General features: G+C 46.5%; 17 protein-coding genes and 1 pseudogene. 12 read left to right on the top strand and 6 right to left on the bottom strand.

What is annotated here, in order from left to right; translation table 11 throughout:
• Positions 1–9: 9 nt before the first annotated feature.
• Positions 10–777 (bottom strand): alpha/beta fold hydrolase, encoded by a 768-nt coding sequence (locus IRQ95_RS10325; RefSeq protein ID WP_194436851.1) that lies wholly within the window; start codon positions 775–777, stop codon positions 10–12.
• A gap of 310 nt (positions 778–1,087) precedes the next feature.
• Here IRQ95_RS10325 and IRQ95_RS10320 point away from each other — a divergent pair, with 310 nt between their 5' ends.
• On the top strand, positions 1,088–1,348 hold the full coding sequence (locus IRQ95_RS10320; protein ID WP_194436850.1) for a lipoprotein: 261 nt from the start codon (positions 1,088–1,090) through the stop codon (positions 1,346–1,348).
• A gap of 82 nt (positions 1,349–1,430) precedes the next feature.
• Here IRQ95_RS10320 and IRQ95_RS10315 read toward each other — a convergent pair whose 3' ends face one another.
• From IRQ95_RS10315 to IRQ95_RS10305, 3 genes are all read right to left on the bottom strand, one after another.
• On the bottom strand, positions 1,431–1,781 hold the full coding sequence (locus IRQ95_RS10315; protein ID WP_194436929.1) for a DUF3147 family protein: 351 nt from the start codon (positions 1,779–1,781) through the stop codon (positions 1,431–1,433).
• 65 nt (positions 1,782–1,846) lie between these two features.
• Complete coding sequence (locus IRQ95_RS10310; protein ID WP_194436849.1) at positions 1,847–3,139, bottom strand: hydroxymethylglutaryl-CoA reductase; 1,293 nt, start codon at positions 3,137–3,139, stop codon at positions 1,847–1,849.
• A 269-nt stretch (positions 3,140–3,408) separates the two neighbouring features.
• Positions 3,409–4,137: a UTRA domain-containing protein gene (locus IRQ95_RS10305; protein ID WP_194436928.1), complete on the bottom strand. Its 729-nt coding sequence runs from the start codon at positions 4,135–4,137 to the stop codon at positions 3,409–3,411.
• Between the two features lie 206 nt (positions 4,138–4,343).
• Between IRQ95_RS10305 and IRQ95_RS10300 the strand changes: the two genes are divergently transcribed.
• The 6 genes from IRQ95_RS10300 to IRQ95_RS10275 are packed head-to-tail and all read left to right on the top strand — an operon-like array spanning position 4,344 to position 9,677.
• Positions 4,344–5,450 (top strand): ABC transporter substrate-binding protein, encoded by a 1,107-nt coding sequence (locus tag IRQ95_RS10300; RefSeq protein ID WP_194436848.1) that lies wholly within the window; start codon positions 4,344–4,346, stop codon positions 5,448–5,450.
• Positions 5,451–5,487: 37 nt separating this feature from the next.
• Positions 5,488–6,309: an alkaline phosphatase family protein gene (locus IRQ95_RS10295; RefSeq protein ID WP_194436847.1), complete on the top strand. Its 822-nt coding sequence runs from the start codon at positions 5,488–5,490 to the stop codon at positions 6,307–6,309.
• On the top strand, positions 6,306–7,208 hold the full coding sequence (locus IRQ95_RS10290; RefSeq protein ID WP_194436846.1) for an ABC transporter permease: 903 nt from the start codon (positions 6,306–6,308) through the stop codon (positions 7,206–7,208). The genes IRQ95_RS10295 and IRQ95_RS10290 overlap by 4 nt, the downstream gene beginning before the upstream one ends.
• A 3-nt stretch (positions 7,209–7,211) precedes the next feature.
• Positions 7,212–8,000: an ABC transporter permease gene (locus IRQ95_RS10285; RefSeq protein ID WP_194436845.1), complete on the top strand. Its 789-nt coding sequence runs from the start codon at positions 7,212–7,214 to the stop codon at positions 7,998–8,000.
• Entirely contained in the window at positions 7,997–9,016 is a 1,020-nt protein-coding gene (locus IRQ95_RS10280) for an ABC transporter ATP-binding protein (RefSeq protein WP_194436844.1), read from the top strand. The genes IRQ95_RS10285 and IRQ95_RS10280 overlap by 4 nt, the downstream gene beginning before the upstream one ends.
• Before the next feature lies 1 nt (position 9,017).
• Positions 9,018–9,677, top strand: coding sequence for an HAD family hydrolase (locus tag IRQ95_RS10275; RefSeq protein ID WP_194436843.1), 660 nt, complete (start codon positions 9,018–9,020; stop codon positions 9,675–9,677).
• Positions 9,678–9,692: 15 nt separating this feature from the next.
• Here IRQ95_RS10275 and IRQ95_RS10270 read toward each other — a convergent pair whose 3' ends face one another.
• Positions 9,693–11,000: an IS1 family transposase gene (locus IRQ95_RS10270; RefSeq protein ID WP_194436842.1), complete on the bottom strand. Its 1,308-nt coding sequence runs from the start codon at positions 10,998–11,000 to the stop codon at positions 9,693–9,695.
• 128 nt (positions 11,001–11,128) lie between these two features.
• Here IRQ95_RS10270 and IRQ95_RS10265 point away from each other — a divergent pair, with 128 nt between their 5' ends.
• The 5 genes from IRQ95_RS10265 to IRQ95_RS10245 all read left to right on the top strand — a co-directional run bounded on the left by IRQ95_RS10265 (position 11,129) and on the right by IRQ95_RS10245 (position 15,711).
• Positions 11,129–12,676 (top strand): bifunctional metallophosphatase/5'-nucleotidase, encoded by a 1,548-nt coding sequence (locus IRQ95_RS10265; protein ID WP_194436841.1) that lies wholly within the window; start codon positions 11,129–11,131, stop codon positions 12,674–12,676.
• Between the two features lie 183 nt (positions 12,677–12,859).
• Entirely contained in the window at positions 12,860–13,108 is a 249-nt protein-coding gene (locus IRQ95_RS10260) for a hypothetical protein (RefSeq protein WP_075650746.1), read from the top strand.
• Positions 13,109–13,178: 70 nt separating this feature from the next.
• The gene (def, locus tag IRQ95_RS10255) at positions 13,179–13,682 is read left to right on the top strand and encodes a peptide deformylase (RefSeq protein WP_194436840.1); all 504 of its coding nucleotides are present in this window, start codon (positions 13,179–13,181) and stop codon (positions 13,680–13,682) included.
• A 193-nt stretch (positions 13,683–13,875) separates the two neighbouring features.
• A complete protein-coding gene (locus IRQ95_RS10250; RefSeq protein ID WP_194436839.1) occupies positions 13,876–14,763 on the top strand; it encodes a hypothetical protein in 888 nt (295 codons plus the stop codon).
• A gap of 168 nt (positions 14,764–14,931) precedes the next feature.
• Positions 14,932–15,711, top strand: a complete 780-nt coding sequence (locus IRQ95_RS10245; RefSeq protein WP_194436838.1) for a lipid-binding SYLF domain-containing protein — start codon at positions 14,932–14,934, stop codon at positions 15,709–15,711.
• 160 nt (positions 15,712–15,871) lie between these two features.
• Here the strand turns inward: IRQ95_RS10245 and IRQ95_RS22395 are convergent.
• Positions 15,872–15,967: pseudogene (locus tag IRQ95_RS22395) on the bottom strand (group II intron maturase-specific domain-containing protein); the annotation flags it as partial.

The following is a 15,967-nucleotide window of genomic DNA, read 5'->3' as shown; positions in this document are numbered from 1 at the left end:
CATTAGAGTTTAATGATTAATCTGCAGGAATCGTCTCAGTACTTCCCCGACAACTTCAGGGTAATCTTTGTGTGCTTCATGTTCAGTGAAAGGCACATTAAAAAACTCTGATTCTTCAATGCGGTCACACAATTCTTCCGCCTCAGAGAGTGAAAATAGGAAATCTTTATCACCTCTCATCACTAACGTTGCACAAGCGATTTTTTCGACCGACTCTTCTGGGTAACCACTATCGAATGTATCAAGCCAAAGCTTTTTCACCTGACAAACGAGACGCTTAAAATCCGGTTGCGGGTTAATTTGGTGATACAAAGCAACCTCTTGCTCAAACTCCTGCTGCCAGACATCTGCTGTCAAAGACTGATAGAGTCCAATCGATGGATCATCCGGCTCCAAACGCCATTGAGATCCTAGCGTGGCTAAGCTTAGAACTCGACGTTGGTTACAAGCTGCGAGCCTATACCCCACTGTCCCACCATCACTAAATCCAAATAGATGGTATTCATCAACTTGTAGTGTATCCAACACCGCCTCAACATCTTGCTGATAACGAGTGTAAGTTAGTGGCAGTTCGCCTAACGTCGAACGTCCATGCCCACGTAAATCAATCCGAATCACCTTAAACAGATCCGGTATAAACTTCATTAGCCCATCAAGATCTTCACTACTGCCTAAACCGCCATGCAACATCACGAGCGGTTGGCCATCAGGATTGCCTGACACTTGGTAGTAGATCTCAGCGCTATCAACTTCTAAATGCTGACCAAAACCAGACATAATCCTTTCCTTTGTTCGTGTAAATCAAAGGCATTCTAACCAGCACAAATTTTTAACAACGTCCACACCTTCACAAAAAAGTGCTGCGAGCAGTACCGAGATCTCACTATTTATCTAAAGTTTGCATCACGACAACCGACGAACTTTAGAACATATCGACAGATATACTAACCTTTACTAAATCGTGCGCACTCGTCGCTAAAAAATTCAAATACTAGACTTTTATTCTCGCCTAACAACAAAATCGCCTTGCAAATAGAACATCATTCCATTACTTTCCTGCCGCTATGTTTTATATGGAATAATAACAATGAAAAAAGCACTTTTTGCAGCGTCAACTCTTCTTGCACTTACAGCGTGTTCTGGTGCTAACGTAACCAGTCAAATGCGTGACTTCGATGCGGACAACGCATCAAAAATGCTACGTTGTGTGACTGTTGAGACTAATGATTCAGATACCAACGAAGAGCTAGCAACTTACGATGGTTGGAGCCTTGTTTACGCTTCTGAGTACACGACGGATAACAAGTCAACCACAGAGCTAACTATGTGCTTTGAGAAAAAGTACTAAGCAAGCATCTTAAGCTTGATGGCAAATAGATTAATGGCGGATTCACTCCGCCATTTTTGATCGCACGTCGAGAGTAGCGTATCTAGGTTAGCTCAATCCCAAACTGCTTAACGATGACAGCTACAGCAAAAAAGCACACTATCGAGATAAGCGCACAAATACCCAATGCTGGCCAGAAAGTGAATTTACTGAGCAAAAATGGAAAGGCAAGAAACATAGGCAAAGTGGGCAGCACATACCAAAACGTGTAGTAAGCATGGTTGGCGAGTTTCGCTTGTCCCTGACCTTCAATATACATCCAAATCAAAGCCAATATGGTGACAGTCGGCAAAGCGGCAATTAAAGCGCCTGCTTTATCGCTTCTTTTGGCGACCTCGGAGATTAACACCACAATCCCAGCCGTCAGTGCGTATTTAGTAATGATCCACAGCATCATTTCGCGTCCATGTCAGAAAATCATTTAAGGAAAACACTAACCACACTATAGCTATAACCTTATTAATTAGCTGGCTGTGGGCTCACCTTTTTACGTGCCAATTTTTGATGTGCACGAGAAAAGTGGCCTGCGCAAAATGCACCGATAATCGACAACTCACCCGCCAAACATAGCCCAGCGGCAACTTCCGCCAGTGCTTTGGCCTTGCCACTGCCATGCAAGCCAAGGATATCTAAACATGCCTTTTGGGTAGGCAGACCTGTACCGCCGCCAACGGTGCCCACCATGATGTTAGGTAACGTCACCGATGCGTACAAATCACCTTGCGTAGTAACTTCCATACGAGTAATACCAACAGCCGACTCGGCTACACACGCCGCATCTTGCCCACAAGCAATATAAAGCGCGGTTAACGCATTTGCATAATGCGCATTAACGCCAATCGAACCACTGAGCAGTCCACCAACGGTATTCATCTGGGTGAAACTTGCCATAGCCTCAGGCGTGGTGTGCAAATGTTTATGGACGAGCTGTTTAGAAATCGTAACATCCGCAGAGACCTTCTTACCGCGAACTGAGCGCAGCACATAACCACTGGCTTTCTTATCACCCGATAGATTGCCATCTAAGAAAGCTTCGACAGGCTGAATTGGACTCGCTTCCAAGATGTAGCTGAATACCTGCTGAGTCGCGATGGTCACCATATTCTGACCAGACGCATCGCCTGTCACAAACTCGAACACTAGATAGACATGGTTGCCTTCGATATTAACGTTAATGTCCTTTAACTTACCGTGTGATGTGGTGGACTGCGCAAGTTCGCGAAACAGATCATATTGCGTCACCACCCAACTGACGAACTGCGCCGACTCAGCCAGAGATTGGAAAGCAAAGACTGGGGTGCGGCTTACCCCTTCGTTAAGCAACATCGCACTAACGCCACCAGCCGCTGTGATAAGTTTTGAGCCACGATTATACGAGGCGACTAAAGCCGCCTCGGTCGTTGCCAAAGGAACCAGATAGTCGTCGTTAGCAAACAAACCATTAATGCGTAGCGGCCCAGCAATGCCCACCGGAACATTTACCGTACCCACGAAGTGCTCAATGTTATTGGCGTACTCTTGATAATGCTGCTGGGTAAAAGAATCAAACAGCACTTGTTTGTCCGTCATCGAATCTAACACTTTCCAACGCCGCTCAAGATGCTTATCCGTAATTCCAGCACTCAATCCAATATTTTTACTTGAGCGTTGGTAATTCGGAGATAGAGCAGACTCAAGTTTGTCCGTCATTTGTGTATCCGAGAACACACTTCCACTCTTGGCATGATTCAGGTTTAGATTCAATTTAGGCATACAACAGATTCTTTGGCGGCTAGATATCGACGATACCTAACCTAGTCATTCGTTAACCACTCATCGATGGCTATATTTATTCAGCGCCAAAACGCCAGTAAGTGAGCAATTCTAACTAAGTTGGATAGATAAGTGGTTGGAGCAGGCTAAAATGATCGAAACCGTCTCTTGCATCAACGTTCAATGGCACAGAGTAACGCCATAGAATCATTAGGTTAGCGGAAAGTACGCCGAAAAATAAAGATGTTACAAATCGTTGTCGATTACCTTTAGTCCATTCGCTCACTATCAATCTGAATTTTCACCGCATCCGGACGCCAATACTCAAACTCACAATCCATCAACTCACCATCTTGTTTGTAGTTCACTCGGCATATTTTTAGCACTGGCTGACCTTCTGCCAAGTTGAGCGCTTTAGCAACATGACTCGGTGCGGAGGTTGGAATCACCTCAAAACGAGAGCGTTGGGTTTGATAGCCATACTGGTTACGGTAAATAGCGGTTAACGAGTCTGTTAAGTCAAAACACAAGATCCCCGCAAATAGGTACTCTTTCAGCACATTTTCAACAAAAAGTACCGCTCTACCATCGATATAGCGCAAGCGTTGAATAAGCAAAAGTGGGCAGCCTCGCTCCACGCTAAGCACCTCCTGATAAAGACCAGATGCCGGCATTTTCACGACATTTAGCAGCTTAGTATCTGCTATTCGTGACTGCTCATGAATCATTTGCTGAAAGTGATAACGTGAGAGAGGGTTGTAACAGATTCTCGGTGGCGAGACATACCAACCCCGTCGCTCTTCGCGATAAATCAGCCCTTCCGTTTCCAGCGCAATCAAGGCGTCTTTAAGGGTGATACGCGTAGTAGAAAACTGCTCGCTAAGTGCTCTTTCTCCCAGTAGTTTTTGCCCTTGCAGCAGCTCCCCTGCAGCAATCTGCTGGCGAATATCGGCTTTGATTCTGGCTAATTGGGTATTCACTCGACTCAACGGTTTCATCCTTGTATTGGCGGGTTCAAATTTTACAAAACCCAGCACCTTAATCACCATTTATGACGGAAATATGAAATTAAACAGCCAGTTAAAGTGAAATAAAACTGCCACACAATTGCCGAAAAACTGTCAGATTTATTGCGCTAAATCGTCACATTCCATCCCTAGCATACAACTCGAACTTACTGACCTAGTCCAGAAGGATAGAGACAATGAACAAATTGCTAAGTCGTACCACTGCCGTATCAGCTACTCTGATCGCAGCGACACTTTCGATGCCAGTTATTTCAGCAGAAAGCCATTCATCAGAAATCAATTCAGCAGCAACCAATAACGCTGATTTACAAACTCTGATCAGCGCAGCGCAAAAAGAGGGCGCGGTATACAGTGTCGGCATGCCAGATAGCTGGGCGAACTGGAAAGGCACGTGGGCAGATATCAAGTCAAACTACGGCTTAAAACATCAAGATACTGACATGAGCTCAGCGCAAGAGATCGCAAAGTTTGCTGCAGAAAAGAAAAATGCAACCGCAGATATTGGTGATGTCGGTTTTGCCTTCGCTCGCGTTGCAGTGAAAAAAGGTGTGACTCAGCCATACAAACCGACCACTTGGAATGACATCCCTGATTGGGCAAAAGATCAAGATGGTCACTGGGCGCTCGCCTACACCGGCACCATCTCGTTTATCTCGAACAACAACCTAGTAAAAAATGCGCCGACCAGTTGGGATGATTTACTCAAAGGCGACTACAAAGTCACTGTTGGTGATGTCGGCGTTGCCGCTCAAGCAAACAACGCCGTACTTGCGGCAGCATTTGCCAAAGGGGGTAACGAATCTAACCTGAAACCAGCAATTCAGTTCTTTGCTGAACTGGCTAAACAAGGTCGCTTATCTTTTACCGACCCAAGCATCGCCAACCTTGAAAAAGGCGAAGTAGAAGTGGCAATCATGTGGGATTTCAACGCGCTAAACTATCGCGACAAAATCGACCGCGAGCGTTTTAGCGTCAACATTCCACAAGATGGGTCGGTTATTTCAGGTTACACCACCATCATCAACAAATACGCGCAAAACCCAAACGCAGCCAAATTGGCGCGTGAATATATCTTTAGTGACCAAGGACAAATCAATCTTGCCGAAGGCTATGCGCGACCAATTCGCAGCAGCGTAACCTTACCTCAATCGGTGCAAGACAAGCTGATCGCTAACGACCAATACAGCAACGTGCACCCAGTAACCGACTTTACTGCATGGGAAAAATCAGCCCGCAAACTTCCACGCCAGTGGCAAGAAAGCGTCTTGATTCACCAACAGTAACCCGCTCTTTTGAGTCATAACAAGTAAGTCATAAACCATGAGCAATAAGACCATTCTTGTTGTTCTAGATGGACTGAACTATCAAGTAGCCCAACAATGTATGGGCTACTTAAACGGTCTAATAGAACAGCAGCGCGCCACATTATACAAAGTACAATGTGAACTACCTTCACTCTCACGCCCTCTCTATGAGTGCTTGCTGACTGGAGTACGTCCTGTCGACAGCGGTATTGTCCATAACCATGTGGTGCGCCGCTCTCAACATGAATCAATTTTTAGCCTCGCACGCGCACAAGGCAAAGTGACGGCTGCCGCGGCTTACCATTGGGTAAGCGAACTGTATAATCGCGCCCCTTTTGATCCCGTTCGCGACCGCTTTACCCACAATAACGACCTAAACATTCAACATGGCTGTTTTTATTTCTGGGATCACTACCCAGACGAAGCATTATTTTTGGATGGCGAACATCTGCGCCGCACCTACCAGCCTGATTTTCTCCTCATCCATCCAATGAACATCGATGATATGGGGCACAAACACGGTTTGGACTCAGTGCAATACCGTAATAGTGCGCGTCAAGCTGACATCATTCTGTCGAACTATATCGACGCTTGGCTGGCTGATGGCTATCAAATCATCATCACCAGTGACCATGGTATGAATAACGATTTCTCTCATGGCGGGATTTTACCGTCAGAGCGTGACGTTCCGCTGTTTGTGATTGGCGAGCGTTTTAGCCACCAATTCACTGAGGTCGAACAGACCGCGATCAAACAAACCGAGATTTGTGGTGCTGTCTGTCAGTTACTCAATCTTGACCATAGCAAACCCTACCCTCAGGAATTGTTAGCACTATGAGCAGTTCTGCTATCTCGACCGGTCGCACTATCAGTGCCACGGTATACACCCAAGCACGACCACAACAATGGTGGGCGCGCCTTAAGCCAGCGTTATGGTTAATTCCATTTGGTCTGTTTTTCTATCTATTCCAACTTGCGCCGATGTTGTGGGTACTGTTCAACAGCTTTATTTATGAAGAGGAAATCTCACTAGCGAACTATTACGAGGTGCTCGATTCCGCCTTTATGATGCAGGCATTTGGCAACAGTTTATGGTTAGCGGTTTGGTCAAGTTTACTTGGCTTAGCCATTGCGACCTTGTTGGTTTCTTCTTTGCGTCGCGTGAATTGCCGCCTACGTGATGGGGTTATCGCCTTTACTAACATGAGCAGCAACTTCTCGGGCGTACCCCTTGCTTTTGCTTTCATCATTATCCTTGGTACCAACGGCGCTATTACCTTACTCCTGAAACAGCATGGATTGTTGGGTAGCTTTGATCTGTATGGCAAATGGGGATTGTTAGCCATCTACATCTATTTCCAAATCCCACTGGCGGTATTACTGCTCTACCCGGCATTTGATGCCTTAAACGATGATTGGCAAGCCGCTGCCGCGCTGCTGGGCGCGAAAACATCGCACTATTGGACAAAGATAGCCTTACCGGTGCTTTCTCCGGCGCTATTTGGCACCTTTATTATTCTGATTGCCAACGCAATTGGCGCTTACGCCAGCGTTTATGCATTAACCGCGGGGAACTACAACGTCATCACCGTGCGTATTGCGAGCCTCGTCTCTGGTGATCTGTTCCTAGAGCCCAATTTAGCGGCAGCCATCTCTGTCGTCCTAATGGCATTGCTGGCATTCATTACCGTCATCAACCAATGGTTGATTTCTAAAAGCTACGCAGGCAGGAAGTAACTGATGCAAAACGTAAATACTCGCCTTCATAAGACCGTGGTGTATTCGATTGTTGGCATCATGTTAGTGCCGATTATCGCGACCTTTATCTATTCACTGTCATCAAGCTGGGGGGCAACCATCCTGCCCGATGGCTTTACATTCGATTGGTACATCAAACTGCTGACAGACCCGCGCTTTTTACACGCATTTGGGCGCTCGCTGTTTATCTGTCTGTCAGCCTTGGCGCTCAGTGTTGTGCTGATTTTGCCCGCCATTTTTGTCGTGTTTTACTACTTTCCTAAACTCGATAAGCTGATGAACATTCTCATCTTGCTGCCGTTTGCCGTGCCGCCGGTTGTCTCATCTGTAGGTCTATTGCAGCTGTATGCCGACAGTGAAATCAGCTTAATTGGTACGCCTTGGATTTTAATTGGTACCTACTTCACCATTGCGCTGCCCTTTATGTATCGCGCAATCGCCAATAGCTTTCAAGCCATCAACTTGCATGACTTAATGGATGCGGCGTATCTGCTTGGCGCAAGTACCAGCAAGGCGTTCTTATTGATTATTTTACCGAACCTAAAGAAAGGCTTATTAGCCTCCCTGTTTCTTTCCTTCTCATTCCTTTTGGGTGAGTTTGTATTTGCCAACATTTTGGTCGGCACTCGCTATGAGACGTTGCAGATTTATCTCTACAACATGCGTCAAACCAGCGGACATTTCACCTCAGCATTGGTGATGACTTATTTCCTATTTATTTTCTTACTGACTTGGCTAGCCAGTCGTTTTAGCCGAGGAGCACAACAATGAGCTACGTAACTGTAAAAAATCTAACCAAACGTTTTGGTGACAACACGGTATTTGAACAGATTCAATTCACCATAGAGCAAGGCGAATTCATCACCCTACTTGGTCCAAGTGGTTGTGGTAAGTCGACACTGTTACGCAGCCTCGCGGGTTTAAACCCGGTTGATGAAGGGGAGATTTGGGTTGATCAGCACAACATCACCCATCAAGTGCCACAAGAACGCGGCATCGGCATGGTGTTTCAGTCTTACGCGCTGTTTCCCAATATGACGGTCGAAGGCAATATTGCCTTTGGACTTAAAATGAAAAAGCTCTCAGCCGACGAAATTCAGCAATCGGTCGCGAAAGTGATTGAATTGGTCGATTTAAAAGGTAAGGAAAAGCAGTATCCGCATCAACTCTCTGGCGGTCAACGACAACGCGTGGCGCTCGCGCGTGCTTTAGTCGTCAAACCACGCATTCTGCTGCTTGATGAACCACTCTCCGCGCTGGATGCCAAAATCCGTAAGCATTTACGCCAGCAGATCCGTGATATTCAGAAAGAGATGAACCTCACCACGGTCTTTGTTACCCACGATCAAGAAGAAGCGATGATCATGTCAGATAGAATCTTCCTCATGAACAAAGGCGAAATCGTCCAAGCTGGCAACCCGGAAGAGATCTACACCCACCCAGCTAATGAATTCGTGGCTGGATTTATGGGGCACTACAACTTAGTCGATGCCAATCAAGCCAAGAAGCTATTCAATATTGAGAGTCAATCTAAGGTCGCAATTCGCCCAGAATCTATCTACGTCAAGGAGCATGGTCGCCACTACGGTAGCCATATTTCAGCGCCTCAAACCGGCATCATTAAAAACCATCAGCTACTTGGCAACGTGATCCGTTACCAAGTCGATGTTCAAGATTGTGAACTCACCGTCGATTTATTGAACCGTTCTTCAGAGCGCCTACTGGCAAATGGTAGCCAACTGGATCTACTATTTAATCTCAATGAAATTCAACCAGTGAGTGCTTAAAATGTCGAATCCCTTGTATGTATTTGATATGGATGAAACTCTAATCAATGGTGACTGCGCCATGATTTGGAATGAGTTTCTGGTCGAAAAAGGCATTGCCAGTGCAGACAATTTCCTCGCCGAGGATAAGCGTCTGATGGCGCTCTACGCGCAAGGCAAAATGGATATGGAAGATTATCTGCAATTTTCCATGGCGCCACTTGCCAACATGTCGATTGCACAAGTAGACCAACTGGTACTCGAGTGCGTTGAGCAGCGTATTCTGCCCAAGCAGTTTGAGCGCTCACAGCTGCTTATCGAACAACTCAATCAGCAAAATGCGGATATGGTGATCATCTCCGCGACCGTCAGTTTCTTAGTCGCCGCCGTGGGTCGTCGTATTGGTATCCCTGCTGCATTGGGGATTGATATGGTGGTCGAAAACGGCTGCTACAGCGCAAAAATCGATGGCATCCCAAGCTATCGAGAAGGCAAAGTTGCCAGATTGGAACAGTGGTTGTCAGAGCAGTCTCAACACTACTCTGAGGTGCACTTTTATACTGACTCAATCAACGACTTACCGCTGTGTGAATACGCGGATCATGTCCACTTAGTTAATCCTTGCCCGCAGCTTAAAGCACTCGCTGACCGACCAAATTGGCAAGTATTAAACTGGCGTTAGTGACACCAATCCTAGCTAGAGAGCTTGGTTATAATTGGCGGCAAGCGCCAGCAGCAAGCTCTCTAATCGTGAGGCGGTCATTTGGTCTAAATTAAGCCGCTGACTCTGCTGCTCAATAAATCGCAATGCTTTTGTCGCGCTGATCAAACTTATCTCATCAGCGCGCATCTCTGTCTTACCGCACAACACTGAATAGGCTTTCGTCGCGCCTGATTCATTCCCATATTCCTGCCAAATGTTCTGCCACCAGCCTAACTTGCGTGTGGTAAGCAAACGCACGCTCGCTTGCGTTTCACCCGCTGTTGCTCCTACCACATAGACCAGTGCCATTTGTTGGTTTTTCACTTGTTGCGCATATTGAGTAATACAGGCACCCCGCAAGAACACCTCATGAGCCAATACATGCGCCCCTCCCTGCTCACCATGATGCAATGCCTTAAGTAAGGCAAAATGCGCATGCGCAGTAAGCACGGGTAAGGCATGAGACTGAGATGATTTACTCAGTTTGCCTTGCCCAAAATCACAACGGTCAAACTGCTGACGATGGAGAAAACGCTGCTCTTGTTTATGGGCAAGCTCGATAGCGCTATCCGTTGATTCAATAACCAACGGCGGCGCATCAACGCAGGACTGATAGCGCCCTAATGTCGGCAGCGCGAGCGGCAGTAATGTGGTACTTAAATGGAGGATCTTGTCACTTTGCATATCGGTGGTGAGGATCCCCCAAAGATTATTATCTCTGCCTTTATAACCTAAGGTGAACACCACACTCGCCATATTATCCGCAGCCGGTTGGGACCATAGCGTTTGCCACGCGCGACGTTTTAGCTGCTCACAAGCGCGGTCGAAATGCACGCCGTATTGCGCAGCCAATTGAATCAAATCGACATTTTCTCCTTCACCTTGTTGTTGCTCACCTTCTTGTTGCTGATTTCGGCAAAGCTCAATCGGCTTGGCGATCTGTTTATCAATCAGGGAAACTAACTGCTGCTGCCCTTTCATCACCGAATTGCGCACAGAATACGTTTTGCCGCACGTCTTACAGCGAAAACGCGCCTTACCATTGCTGCTATGCCCGAAACGCTTCACCGCCTGTGAACCACAGTCTGGGCAACCGCTCCCCATGACTAGGGCAAGCTGCTGCTGCCAATGTTGCCAAATCAGCCGATAACTTTGGTTATCAAGCATTGGCGGAGTCGCGGAGCAAGCATCACAACGCATCGACAAAAAGCCGAGCGGACGAACGTTATATTGGTATTCAGGCGCATTCGCCACACCAAGGTTTTTGCAATGACGACTTTTGCAAACGTTTAAATCAAGCACTTAGTTAGCAACAAAAAATGAAAATCGCGCCATTCTATTCGTTTTTCCAAATTAAATTGTGATGCACTTCTGAATTTCTAGCCAAACGTTTCCGTATATTGCCGCCCGTTTATCTAAAGGAGAAGAACATGAAAAAACGTTTGCTTGCATCTTTGATCGCTTTAGCGGCAACACCGCTATGCGCGAAGGACCTTACCATTCTGTACACCAATGATATTCACGCTAAGGTTGATCCTTACATTGCGCGCTACATTGACGCAGAGCGCCCAGTGGGTGGTTTTGCCAACCTCGCAACGTACATCAAACAAGAAAAAGCAGTACAGCCAGAAAGCACTATTGTGCTAGATGCAGGCGATTACTTCTCAGGTTCAACGGTAGATACCCTAACTGAGGGTGAAGCCATTATCGATATCATGAACACCATGGGCTATGACGTGGCTTCTATCGGTAACCACGAATTCGACTACGGTTGGGATAACACGCTAGTCCAACTTGCTAAAGCAAACTTTGAAATCCTACTCGGCAACGTGTTCTACGAAGGAACAGATAAACCATTTTGGGATAAGCCTTACACCATCGTTGAGCGCGACGGTCTAAAACTAGGCATCATTGGTCTACACGGCAAATTCGCTTTCTACGACACCGTTGCAGCCAACATGCGTCAAAACCTTGAAGCGCGTGATGAAATTGAATACCTACAAAAATACCTTGATGAACTTCGCCCACAAGTTGATGTGACCATTTTGCTGGTTCACCAAGGTACACCTGCGCGTCAATCAAGCCTAGGCAACAACGATGTTCGCCGTGCTTTAGATAAAGACATTCAAACTGCCAAACAAGTAAAAGGTTTGGACATTCTAGTGACTGGTCACGCGCACGTGGGTACACCTGAAGTGATTGAAGTGAATGATACACTGATCGTTTCAACCGATGCTTACGGCATCAACGTGGGTAAACTGACCATCGATTTTGATGAAAAAGCACGCAAGATCAAAGATTACGAGTTCGACCTAAAAACCATTTGGGCTGACGAATGGCAAGCAGACAAAGAGACTCAAGCGCGCATTGATAAATGGAAAGGCGTGGTTGAAACCATCGTTGCTGAGAAACTGACTCACAGCGAAAACACTCTTACTCGCTCATACGGTGAATCATCAACACTTGGCAACCTAGTGGCAGATTCTATGCTACCAAACTTCCCTGACGGTGAACTGGCGTTTACTAACAGTGGCGGCATTCGCGCCGACATCGAAGCGGGCGACATTACTTACGGTGACGTAATCGATGCGCTACCGTTCCCTAACTACCCAGTGGTGATGGACTTAACCGGCAAGCAAATCCGTTCACTAATGGAGCATGCAGCAGGTCTGAGCAATGGCGTAATGCAAGTATCAAGCGGCGTTTACATGGCTTACGACTCTTCTCGCCCAGATGGCAAACGCGTACTAGAACTCAAGCTTAACGGCAAGCCAATGGTGGATGAGCAAGTTTACCGCGTAGTAACCAACAACTTCCTCGCTGACGGTGGTGACGGTTTTGCTGCCTTCACTGAAGGTAAGAACCGCCAAGAGCGTGCTGGCGAGCCTCTTTCTCTAGGCTTCAAAGCTTACCTAGCTCGTCCGGATGCACTGGCGAAAGTAACGGAAGTACGTATCGAAGATCGCAAAGCGCAATAATTCGAAACCACTCAAGGGTCACTTTATTGTGACCCTTGTCTATTTCCACAACTAAATTGGCTAAACCGTTGATCTATCTTTACTTGCTCTACGAAAGCATTTTTGTCAATCGATGATATCACTCGGAAAATATTTTCTGCTTTTACGTCATCATGGCGTTTAGCAGACAATTTGGAGGTTTGAATGCGCGCGATTAAAATTGAAACGTTCTCTTATCGTTCTGGAGAATTAGTCGACTCTATTTCAGTGCCAGCAACGCTAGCACGCTCATTGGTCAAATTACTGCCACGCAATGCCTTATCTCGCTTTGATGAAAACGGCGACCAACTGAGAGAATTACTCGAAACCATCGCTGACCCAACATTTAACGGCACCATACTCGATATCACAGATGTACAAGAAAATGAGCGCGTGGTGATCTCCGCTGCTTGATCAAGACTCTTGATCATACCCACAACTCCGTGATACACCGTCGCCTCAAAGTAAAGAGGCAGCACCAGCTATGGCAGTTTTAGAAATTCTTACCGCGCCTGATCCGCGCTTAAAAGTAAATGCAGAAAAAGTGGAAGACTTTGCGTCAATCCAAACTTTTATCGACGATATGCTCGAGACACTTTACGCAACCGACAATGGCATCGGCTTGGCTTCGACTCAAGTCGGTCATAAAGAAGCGGTTGTGGTCATTGACCTATCAGAAGAGCGCAATGATCCGCTGATTCTGGTTAACCCAGAAGTCGTTAGTGGCAGTGACAAGGCAATGGGTCAAGAAGGCTGTCTTTCAGTACCAGAATACTACGCTGATGTTGAACGCTACACATCTGTCGTCGTCTCTGCTCAAGACCGTCACGGTAACCCTATCACCATCGAGACCGACGAGTTTCTCGCGATTGTGATGCAGCATGAAATCGACCATCTGTCAGGTAACCTGTTTATTGATTACCTCTCGCCGCTTAAGCGTCAAATGGCGATGAAAAAGGTGAAGAAACACCTGAAAGCGCAAGCGTAATCCACTCTCTAAAGCTCCTTCGGGAGCTTTATTTTTATCTCTTTTTTTCCGCTCTAAATTGCGGCTGCTCTAATAGCTGAGCGCGCACAATCAAACGATTAGGTGCGACAGAACCAGCAATTTTTAGACCTTAGCCACAAAACCGCTTACTTGGTTGGGCGTATATTAAGGCAATAAGTCGGAGTATTGCCTTATGAACTCAGTGATCAATGAACCTCGATATCATCAGCTTACTGACCGAGAAATTGAAGAGTACCTTTCTCAATTAACGATTTTAAAACAAGAGCTTAATCACCAGCTTGATGAGTTTTGTCGCTCTCTTAATATCGAAGCCAACTTAACCCGTGTCAGCGAAGAATTTGAACAGGCTTGCCGAGCACACTGCCAGCAACCCATTACCATTGCATTAGACGAATCGCACAGCCACATTAATATCAAAATCGCGCTGACTAATCAGCTCAAGCACGAACTACACCTTGCTATCACTCAATTTCTCACACACTTGGCCAAAGACCTGGTTGATGATGCGATGAAACAGCCGCACAACAGCCTGATATTTAGAGGTTCACTCTCTTCTGTCTGCCGTAAGATGATCTTTTACTACACTCGACCCGATGTGAGTTTAAAGGATATCGAGCATTTCAATATCGAGAACACCTTCAGTTCCAACATGGCTGAGCTGAGTTTTGACAATCTCCTCGCCCACACCATTGATTACTATCGTGAGCACTTTCATCGCTACAAACTTTGGGATACCCGAGCCATTCAGCTCTTTGCCCTTTTTCTATTTGAATCAAGGGAGTATTTCACGCCACCCAACTCGAGCCACAACCTGCACTATTTAGTTGAAAATAGAGACTCTATATCCAAACAGCGCTTCAAAGAGCTCTGCATCGACTACTGGAACCATTACTGCGATGACCCTTTAGTTGCTGGGTATACCGAGCAAGCCTTTCCCAACCAATCAGGGGTTATTTTTGCGGAATATATACCGCTAGAACATGTCAGTGAAGCCGTCTGGTCTACTCTCTATCAATGCTACCAAGATCGCAGTCATATCGCCGAGCCTTCGTGTGATTGAACATCTATATTGCCAAGCTATGCAATCGTCTCCGGTCCTATACGGCTTTTGTGTCAGCTTGGCTAAAACATGTGTGATGTGTATCCGCTCCTAATGTGCGAGCGGTTCTCTTTCACGCTAATTCACCTAAACTTTGCGTAAGGATCGACAACATAATCGCGGGACTTGATGAAAAAACAACTCACCATTGCCATCTTAAGTGCTCTTGCCTGCTCTTCAGCCTATGCCAGCTGGGGAAAAGTAACAGCAACCTTTGACACCTTAACCGACACGATTGCCGATGGTGCCAAAGACGCTTGGGACAGCACGAAGGAATTCTCGCAGCAAGCATGGCAAGACTTATCACAATGGTCGTCAGACGCTATCGATACCATTGGCGAATGGACCGATGCCAGCGTTGAGCAGAGTAAAGAATGGCTCACTGCAGCAGAAACAAAAATCGATGAATTGATTCAAGGCGATACACCAGAAGAAGCCCGCCAAGCGATCGATCTGATGGCAGAAACCGCGTTAGTTAAACTGTTTAATCAAGACGCCAGTGCTAAGACTCTTTACGATCAAGCCTATGGCTACGCAGTGTTTGATTCACGTAAGTTTTCACTGATGTTCCATACGAATTCGGGCTCAGGAGTCGCGGTTGAACGCCAAACCGATAAGCGCACCTATATGCGCATGTTTGGCTTAGGAGCATCATTGGGGATTGGGGGCAAATTCTACCAGCAGGTCGTACTATTCGACTCCAAATCGGACTTCGATAACTTTGTTGAGAAAGGCTGGGAAGCCGCAGGGGAAGCTTCAGTAGTAGCAGGAGATGAGGGTGAAGAACTCAGTGCGCACTTCAATGGTGGCGTCGCGATTTATCAGCTCGATCCGAAGGGGCTGTTGATTGATGCCAATATCTCTGGCTCGAAGTATTGGGTCAATGAAGAGCTCACCAACTCGCAATAGTTAAACTGCGCCTATTTTCGTTGATAATTTCAAATTATCAACGATGATCGACCAACTTTTGCCAACTTTAAACGACGTTCACCGTAAATAGCTTAACTTAAAAGCTTCTGTGCTGGTTTACATCAATCGAGTAGGAGGAGGCCTCACGGCCTCCGTCCTCTCACACCACCGTACAAGCGTGGGTCGCATACGGCGGTTCCGAATATACTTTTAGTGACTCATACCCATTTCGCAACGAGTACAGACCCAACTCCTC

Source organism: Vibrio fluminensis, assembly GCF_015278125.1.
Lineage (GTDB): Bacteria > Pseudomonadota > Gammaproteobacteria > Enterobacterales > Vibrionaceae > Vibrio > Vibrio fluminensis.
This window is presented reverse-complemented; position numbering and strand designations above follow the sequence as displayed.